Annotated in this window: 5 protein-coding genes and 2 rRNA genes; 5 read left to right on the forward strand and 2 right to left on the reverse strand. The window is 37.8% G+C overall.

The annotated features are described in order from the left end of the window. The first annotated feature begins 351 nt into the window (after positions 1-351). The 5 genes from TY19_RS10610 to TY19_RS10630 are packed head-to-tail and all read left to right on the forward strand — an operon-like array spanning position 352 to position 5,038. A complete protein-coding gene (locus TY19_RS10610) occupies positions 352-2,979 on the forward strand; it encodes a hypothetical protein (RefSeq protein ID WP_226988520.1) in 2,628 nt (875 codons plus the stop codon). Then, on the forward strand, positions 2,969-3,631 hold the full coding sequence (locus TY19_RS10615; protein ID WP_039360327.1) for a MotA/TolQ/ExbB proton channel family protein: 663 nt from the start codon (positions 2,969-2,971) through the stop codon (positions 3,629-3,631). Before TY19_RS10610 ends, TY19_RS10615 begins: the two co-directional genes overlap by 11 nt. Beyond that, entirely contained in the window at positions 3,631-4,071 is a 441-nt protein-coding gene (locus TY19_RS10620) for an ExbD/TolR family protein (protein WP_011176094.1), read from the forward strand. Before TY19_RS10615 ends, TY19_RS10620 begins: the two co-directional genes overlap by 1 nt. 1 nt (position 4,072) lies before the next feature. Next, positions 4,073-4,777 (forward strand): hypothetical protein, encoded by a 705-nt coding sequence (locus TY19_RS10625; RefSeq protein ID WP_042282417.1) that lies wholly within the window; start codon positions 4,073-4,075, stop codon positions 4,775-4,777. 12 nt (positions 4,778-4,789) lie between these two features. Further along, a complete protein-coding gene (locus TY19_RS10630) occupies positions 4,790-5,038 on the forward strand; it encodes a hypothetical protein (protein ID WP_042282419.1) in 249 nt (82 codons plus the stop codon). A gap of 874 nt (positions 5,039-5,912) precedes the next feature. Here TY19_RS10630 and rrf read toward each other — a convergent pair. Together rrf and TY19_RS10640 are read right to left on the reverse strand one after the other, a co-directional pair. Further along, positions 5,913-6,027, reverse strand: a 5S ribosomal RNA gene (gene rrf, locus TY19_RS10635). A 131-nt stretch (positions 6,028-6,158) separates the two neighbouring features. Continuing rightward, positions 6,159-9,108: ribosomal RNA gene (locus tag TY19_RS10640) — 23S ribosomal RNA — on the reverse strand. Between the last annotated feature and the right edge of the window lie 221 nt (positions 9,109-9,329).

A 9,329-nucleotide genomic window follows, 5' to 3' on the forward strand; every position in this document is an offset into this window, starting at 1 on the left:
ATAAATGAAATCAAAAACGTTTTAAAGTTTGCTGTAGAGTATTTTTCACTCTTTTCTTAATACTCAGAGGTCAATAAATATTAAATCTTTAATCAAATCAAATTTCGATTTAACCTCTAAATCACAGTCTTAATCCACACAGCCAGTTCATTCTAATTGCATTCAACGTTAATTAGCTTGTGATAGCAGAGTCAAGACTCCCAAACTCATTCGATGATTTTAGAGACATGATGAAAAATTGTCGCCATTCTGCTATATTGTTTAGATAAATTGACTCTCAGAGGACTGATGAAAAAATGCCTGTTTTTCTTTTTTTATATTATTAGCTGCAGAACCTTTCTATCAGCAGAGTTGGCAGATTTAAATTCCTCGAAAAAATTTCAACATGCTGAAAGGTTAAAAGCTGAAGGACACTATGAAGATGCTCTGCACTATTATTTTTTCATGGATGAACATTTTGAAACGACACCTGAGCTTTGTCAATCAATGCATCTATCACAAGCTCACTGCCTCTTAGAATTACATCAACCTGAGCTCGCTATTGATTTATTGACTCAGGATTCCAACCCTCACTCCCCCTATCAAAACTATTTGATTGGCCTAGCCTATCGACAACAGAAAAATTATCAATTAGCTTTGAATATTTTAAATACAATAGATAGTGATCGAGATACTGCATTAGGTGATAAAATCAATTTTGAAAAAGGGATCAATTACTTTTATTTAGGAAAGTCAAAAGATTCCGCTTTTTTTTTAAAAAAAATTGAGTGGTCTCCCCTTGAGCCAACTATGTATTATTTATCAAAGCTTTATCTCATTAGAATGGCTTTATTAAATAAAGAAACTTCTTCCGCAAAGGCTTCCCTTTTACATTTGCACGATAAATTACCCGATACTCATCCTCTTCATTTTGAAAAAAATTATTTAGAAGGAATGATGTATTTTCAAGATGGCAAATACCAAGAAGCAATTACTTACTTACAAAAAGTCAATTTTACTTCAAACTCTTATCAAAAAAAAGTTCAAGCTCATTTAGTAAAATGCTTTTTTAAATTAGCTGAGAAAGCCACAGATCAGGCAGAAGTAGTAGATTTCCTGACACAAGCAGAAGCAATTTTAAAAAATACTTCTGAGGAAATAAAAAATCTTCTTCTCTGCGATTTTTATTTGTTGAAAGCAGCTCGTTTAAATGATCCAAATGCTTACCAGCAAGCTAAAGAGATTTTGAAAAATTTAGCCACCTTTAACACAAAAGAAGGTCAAAGGCAAGCAAAGCTCAAACTTGCAAATGCTGCTCCTTGTCGAGTCGAGCGAATTGAACAGTATAATAAGCTTATTCAAGATGCCCAATCTGATCTCATTTTGCAAGCCGATGCTTGGTATTTGAAAGGTTTAAACGAGCTAGAAGAAGGACAAATTCAATGCCTATCTATTTCCTCACTTCCTCTCTCTAATATTTATTTTGAAGAAGCGGCATTATCGTTCAAACAGGCTCATCAACTCTATTTAAATATTCAACCGCAATCCGCAGGAGATGCCTTAAAAAATCAGATTTTAGCGAATTTTTATCAATCAGACGATTCTAAAAAAAAACAAGCTTTTAAACTCCTGACTGCGCTCACAAAAAATGGTCCTGATTCAGGTCAGTTATTAATCTTAGCAGGTTTAATTGTCACTTCCATAAAAAATCCTGATTCAGAAAACCTTTTGAATGCAAAAACCCTTTTAAAAACCTCTCCCAACTTTGATCAAAAAACCAATGAAAAAATTCTCAAGCTTCAAGGAATTTTATTGACCAAAGAAAATGATTGGAAAGCTGCTTACAATCATTTTTCTGACTTTTTTAAATGTTACCCTCATTCCATTGAAATAGGTGAAATTCTTTTTTGGATGGCCGATTGTTGCAGCCATTTAAATAATGAACAAGTGAGGCAGGAACATTTAAGGACTCTTTATCTGAATTATCCTCAAAGCCCTTTTGCGGCCCCAGCATATTTTAATTTATTTTCTTACCGAGAATATATGCAAGGACAGCGACAATCGATTAAGCACTTAGAAGCAATGCCAGAATTATTTTCTGAAAGCCCTTACGTAATTAGTGCTTATTATTTAATTGGCCTTGACCATTTAAAAAACCACATGACTTACAATGGCAAGACTCATCGCCGAAAAGATGAGATTGCTGCGATTGCCGCTTTCCAATCGGCAGAAAGTAAATTTGATGAGTTATTTGAAAAAAAGAAATTAACCCCTATCGACACAATTTACTACATTCATATCAAGTATCAGGCTATGCTGGAAAGAGCATTAGCAAATTTAGCAATTGCCGATCAATCCACATCAACCAAAAAAATGATTTATTTGGAATATACCGAAGATGTTTTTAAAGAACTAATTCAGGTCTTTCATAACCCAAATCCTCTTATCCAAACTACTCTATTTAAAGATCAATCCTATCCTAAAATCTTACAAGAAGCAGAGTTTGGACTCGCGCAAACATATACAAGACGAAATAAAATAGATGAAGCTTATCAATTATTCGATCAATTGACTCAAAAAGCTCAGCAGAATATTACAGAAAACAATTATTTACTTGCGAAGGCTTATTATGAAAAAGGAGTACTTTCTCAAAAAAAATACAATTACTCCCAAGCTTTAAATGATTTTCTACAAGCGGAAGAAGTCAATCATGCTTTCAACTTCTTAAGTCCCGATGAAAAATTGGATTTATGGATTCAACAAAGTCAGTGTTATAAAGAGCTGGGACAACTAGAAGAAGCTATGTTACTTCTCTCGAAAGTCATTAATGACGAAGCCATTTCAAGTTTACGGGTTAAAGCTATGTATTTAAGAGCAGATATTTATACTCAACAAGGCAGACCTGAGCTTGCCTTGAAGCAATTGGATGCTACCTCAAAAAAGGGGGGCGAATGGAGCAAAAAAGCAAAAGAAAAAATGGAAAAAGATTATGCCTATTGACTATTTATTGTTTGAACCCTGTTTAGCAAATCTATTTTTTTATGGCTCTAATTGGAACATTATTTTATTAATCATCATTGGCTGCTCAATTCTAAGCGTAACGATTTTTATTGAAAGATTGATGCAAATACAAAAATCAGAAATTGATACTAATCAATTTATTATCTCTATGAGAAAAACAATTAAAGAAGGAAATATTGTTGAAGCTATTCAAATTTGTGAAAAAACTGGCGGAACAATTGCTACTATTATCAAAGCAGGATTGATCAAACATAATCGTGATAAAGAACAAATTGAATCAGCCATGGAAATTTCAGGGCTTGTAGAAATTGCCCGTCTTGAGAGAAACGCCAAAATTTTATCTATTATTGCTTACATTGCACCTTTAATTGGCCTGTTAGGAACTGTTTTAGGATTTATTCAAGCTTTTTCAGAAATGCGTTTAAGTGGACTTGTAGATATTTCTGCCACAAGGATTGGAGAGGCTATGGAATATGCTCTAGTTACAACTGCGGCTGGACTGGTAGTGGCAATCCCTTCTGTAATAGCTTATAATTATTTGGTGAGTAGGGTTGAAGGATTTGTTTTAGAAATTCAAACAGCCTCTGCAGAAATTGTTGATCTCCTTTTAGATCGTGAAGAGGAGTTTTAATGAAATTTAAAACTCGCTTAAAGTCCTCGAATGCATTAATTGATTTAACACCCCTTGTTGATGTTATTTTCTTGATGCTTATATTTTTTATCGTGACTTCAGATATTCTTCCTCTGAAATCATTGAATATTGAAAATCCTCAATTAAAAAAAGACTCTACTCCCCTAACAACTCAGCTTCTTTTAGTGATGGATGCCCAACAAGTCATCTATTTAGGATCCAAAAAAAGCATTGTCGATTTTTCTTCCTTGCAGAGCGATTTAGAAAATGAAATACAAAATTTAAAAAAACAAAATGGAGGTATTTGGCCCACCGTTGTTTTAAGTGTAGACCGACGCATTGAGTATGGATTATTTTTAAAGCTCTTTGCAATTGCACAAGAATGCTGCCCACATTTAAGGCTTGTTTATCAACCTTTAGAACATTTGGAAGAATTTTGAGATGTTGAAACTAGAAAAATGTGCAAAAAGTTGTCATATTACCATCTCTTTAAGGCACCGGGATACATTTTTTTCTCCTTTACTGATCAAAGCATTGGTGTTTGCACTCTCCATGCATTTCGTTGCAATCCTTTTATTTCATATTAAACCCTTTAAAATTACCTCAACTTTTCTTTATCCTCCAATTCAAGTAGAAGCGGAGCCTTCTTTCGAGATTTCTTCTCCATTCCTTCTACTACAAGAAGACGAAAGCGTTCAATATCTAACCCCTCCAACACCGATTGACAATCTCTCCTATTTCTTTCCCGTCTCTCACTTTCAAAATCAAACACAACTTCAATTAATCGATTTTGCTTCTATAGAAGAAAAATACTGGCCTATTTATTCACCTCCTCTAACCATAGAAAAACCTGCCATTACACTATATGTTTCGGGAGATTTATCTGCTTATCCCTTATCAAATTCTGATCCTCGCCTAGAATCTAAAATATTGCTCAACAATCCAGCTAAAGATCCTTATTATATAAATTATAAAGTAAAATTAGATGAAAAATCTGGAGTTATTTTTTGGTATGAACGTGTTCAGTCGAGTGGAGTCGTTGAGAAAGATTTCCTTACCGAGCAAATCCTTTTAAATACAAAATTTAAGTCTTTCTCAACCACCTTTGTACCAGTATCAGGTTGGTTAAATTTTGTCATTTACTAATAGGGGTTAAAAATGATTGAGCTTAACTTTACAACAGCGTTTATGCTTTACTTGGGTGTTACCATAAGTGCTTTATTAGGAACATGGGTTTACTCCCATTATCGAACACGTAAGCAAACTATTTTTTCAACAGAACAATCTTTATTTGTATGCGAATATTGTCACTTTGCTTATTTAGAAGAAAATATAAAAGAACTCAATCGTTGTCCGCAATGTAATCTTTTTAATAAACAAAATTATTACAAACACCTAAATAGATAAATTTAATTTATTTATTAAATTAAAAAATTATTAACACTAAAATGTATAAATTATTCCCAATTCAGAAAAGTTTTATTATTAACTTCAAACTATTATTAAAGGTATTGTATTAGCAATTATTAGTATTAACATTTCACCTAACTTGTCTTATTATCAGCAAAAAACTTATTTAGTGGTCCTCTCTCCCAAAAAATTTTTGATAGATTTACTCTTGGATCCTTTAAAAACTCTAAAAAATAATTTATGGCGGATAAAAAAATACTTACTTTTAAGAAATATTGAAAACAATACTAACAATGTCTTGTTATTTGCTTTATCGTTTAAAGTTTCTTAATCAACTATCTAATTGCATGGTTTTCTTATTAAAATGCTTTCTGTCACAAACCATCTCGTCGATTTGCTTAATAAATCCCCTTAATATTTAAGTTTTTATATTCCTGCAAATAAAACTTTTGTCTACCTTGGATACAACAGCTTAACGGTAACTTTAGCAGAAATAGTTTTCTTTTAAAGTAGAAGCAAGTTGGCATCATTTTGATGATAGCTTATCGATAATGTTGACTTCCTTTCGTTCGACTGAATTTTTTGAGACGCTAATATTAGCTCTAGATTTAATTCTGTATTGGATAAATTCTCGCCAAAGTCATTATGATTTTTTCATATTTTTGTAGAAAATTTTGCCCAATTTTGTTTTCAGATAATTTATTTATCTTTTCTCAATTTCCTTTAAATAAAAAACATGAGCGAATTCATGAATAGCTTTATTGGGGGATGCCAGGGCAAATAACAGGCAGTTGGCAAGGGAGCCTAAAAGAAAAGGAAGGAGGCAAAAAAAAGGGCCTTAAAACGGGGTGTTTTAAGGCCAAAAAGAAAAGTTTGGCGGCGACCTACTCTCCCACACTCTTGTGTGCAGTACCATCGGCGATGAAAGGCTTGACTTCTGAGTTCGGAATGGGTTCAGGTATTTCCCTTTCTCTAATGCCACCAAACGAAAATCATAAAAGGTTTAAGTTTCACTTATCAAAATCAGCTCTTGAAAACAATCTCACACGCTTGATTTTTTATTTCGCACCACACTGTTTGTGCTAAAGGGAATGGTTTTCATCCTTTAGAAAAAAAGGTGGTCAAGCCGATCGACCGATTAGTATTGGTAAGCTCAACGCATTACTGCGCTTACACACCCAACCTATTAACCACATGGTCTATATGGTGTCTGATAGGGATACCTTATCTTGAGGGAGGCTTGGCGTTTATATGCTTTCAACGCTTATCCGTTCCGAACATAGCTACCCGGCAATGCTCTTGGCAGAACAACCGGCTCACCATTGGTTCGTCCACTTCGGTCCTCTCGTACTAGAAGCAGCTCCTCTCAAGTATCCTACGCCCACAAAAGATAGGGACCAAACTGTCTCACGACGTTTTGAACCCAACTCGCGTACCGCTTTAATTGGCGAACAGCCAAACCCTTGGGACCTTCTTCAGCCCCAGGATGCGATGAGTCGACATCGAGGTGCCAAACCGCCACGTCGATATGAACTCTTGGTGGCGATAAGCCTGTTATCCCCGGAGTACCTTTTATCCGTTGAGCGACGGCGATTCCACATTCCACCGCCGGATCACTAAGCCCGACTTTCGTCTCTGTTCGACTTGCAGGTCTCACAGTTAACTTGCCTTATACCTTTACGCTCTACTCGTGATTGCCAACCACGATGAGGCAAGCTTTGGACTCCTCCGTTACTCTTTAGGAGGATACCGCCCCAGCAAAACTGCCCGTCTGACAATGTCCGAATCCCAGCTTCATGGGATTTCGTTAGATTCCCGACTTATCAAGACCAGTATTTCAACGACGACTCCAGCCCACCTGACGATGAGCTTTCTTAGTCTCCTGGTTATTCTACACATGACAAGTCAAGAGCCAATATCAGAGTACAGTAAAGGTTCACGGGGTCTTTCCGTCTTATTGCGGGTAAACAGCATCTTCACTGCTACTACAATTTCACCGAGTCTCTTGTTGAGACAGTGCCCAGATCGTTATACCATTCGTGCAGGTCGGAACTTACCCGACAAGGAATTTCGCTACCTTAGGACCGTTATAGTTACGGCCGCCATTCACCAGGGCTTAAATTCAATGCTTTGCACTTAACGTGCTAACATCTCCTTTTGACCTTTTGGCATTGGGCAGGCATCACACCATATACTTCGACTTAGACGTCTTTGCATAGTGCTGTGTTTTTGTTAAACAGTCGCCTGGGCCATTTCTCTGCGGCCACAGGATGCTTTAGCAGCGAGTGCTATCACAACTTGTGGCTCCTCTTCTCCCGAAGTTACGAGGATAATTTGCCGAGTTCCTTAACAAGAGTTCTCTCGCGCGCCTTAGAATATTCTTCCCACCCACCTGTGTCGGTTTTGGTACGGTCACCATCAACGATTAGAGTCTATTTCTTGGAAGCCTTGCGCTACGCTATCGGTTCCCCCGAAGGTTTCCCTTAGTGACAACCTGGTCTTCCGTTAGCGGATTTACCTACTAACCAACCTCATTGCCCCACGGACACATCCAATGGTCCGCGCGCTTAACGTACTCCGTCGACCCGTCACCAATGTTTTAGGTGGCGCAGGAATATTTAACCTGCTTTCCATCACCTACGCTTTTCAGCCTCGGCTTAGGGACCGGCTAACCCAGGGAAGACGAACTTTACCCTGGAAACCTTAGGTTTTCGGCGAGGAGGATTTTCACCTCCTTTATCGTTTACTCATGCCATGCATTATCACTAGTATGCGCTCCAACGCTCCTTACGGTACATCTTCGACGCTGCATACTACGCTCTCCTACCGCTTATTCTTTAACAGAATAAACCCGCGATTTCGGCTCTATGCTTTAGTCCCGGATATTATCGGCGCAGAGTTTCTCGATTGGTGAGCTGTTACGCACTCTTTAAATGATGGCTGCCTCTAAGCCAACATCCCAACTGTTTTAGAAACTCCACTTCCTTACTCACTTAGCATAGAATTAGGGGCCTTAATCGGCGATCTGGGCTGTTCCCCTTTTGACAACGTAGCTTATCCCACGCTGTCTATCTCCCGGACGACTTTACAGTATTCGGAGTTTGATTTCCTTTGGTAGGTCGGTAAGACCCCCGCGTGAATTCAGTGCTCTACCCCTGTAAAGGGCTGTCCGAGGCTAACCCGAAAGTTATTTCGAAGAGAACAAGATATCTCCAAGTTTGATTGGCCTTTCACCCCTATCCACAACTCATCCAAAACTTTTTCAACAGTTACTAGTTCGGTCCTCCACAAGGTGTTACCCTTGCTTCAACCTGGTCATGGATAGATCACTTGGTTTCGTGTCTGCGCCAAATGACTTAACGCCCTTTTAAGACTCGCTTTCGCTTCGGCTTCGGAATGAGATCCCTTAACCTTGCCATTTAACGCAACTCGCTGGCTCATCATGCAAAAGGCACGCCGTCAGCCATTCCCAAATTATTGGGCATAGGCCTTCGACCGTTTGTAAGCTATTGGTTTCAGGTTCTATTTCACTCCCCTAACAGGGGTTCTTTTCACCTTTCCCTCACGGTACTGGTTCACTATCGGTCATTAACGAGTATTTAGCCTTGGAGGGTGGTCCCTCCGGATTCAGACCGGGTTTCACGTGTCCGGCCCTACTCAGGTGCTCATCTAGCTAGCTCTCTTTTTCGCATACGGGGCTTTCACCTTGTATCGCCTAACTTTCCAGAAATGTTCTGCTAAAGTTCGCTAGCCATTGTGATGAGTCCTACAACCCCACTAATAAATTAGTGGTTTGGGCTCTTCCCACTTCGCTCGCCGCTACTATGGGAATCTCTGATTTGATTTCTTTTCCTCTGCCTACTTAGATGTTTCAGTTCGGCAGGTGTCGCCTCCTTAACCTATGGATTCAGTTAAGGATAACCAGACATTACTCTGGTTGGATTGCTCCATTCGGATATCTCCGGGTCAATGCTTTTTTCCAGCTCACCGAAGCTTTTCGCAGGTTTCGCGTCCTTCATCGCCTGTTAATGCCAAGGCATCCACCAATAGCCCTTAATAGCTTGACCAAAAAATTTTAGTCTCAAGCAATTAAGTATGAGTTACGACTCACATAAGCTGATCGCTTATGTCACTTAAATTTTTGTGTGAAGATTATTCTCAAGCGCTGATTTTGATCAGTGAATTTGTGATGACTTTGGTCATCTTTACTTTTCACGTTTCTTGTTCTTTCGAACAATCAACGTTTCAGATTAAACTTGATTCTTAAACTTTTATGACTTTCAAAATA

The organism is Candidatus Protochlamydia sp. R18, from assembly GCF_000648255.1.
In the GTDB taxonomy this organism is placed as follows: Bacteria; Chlamydiota; Chlamydiia; order Chlamydiales; family Parachlamydiaceae; genus Protochlamydia; species Protochlamydia amoebophila.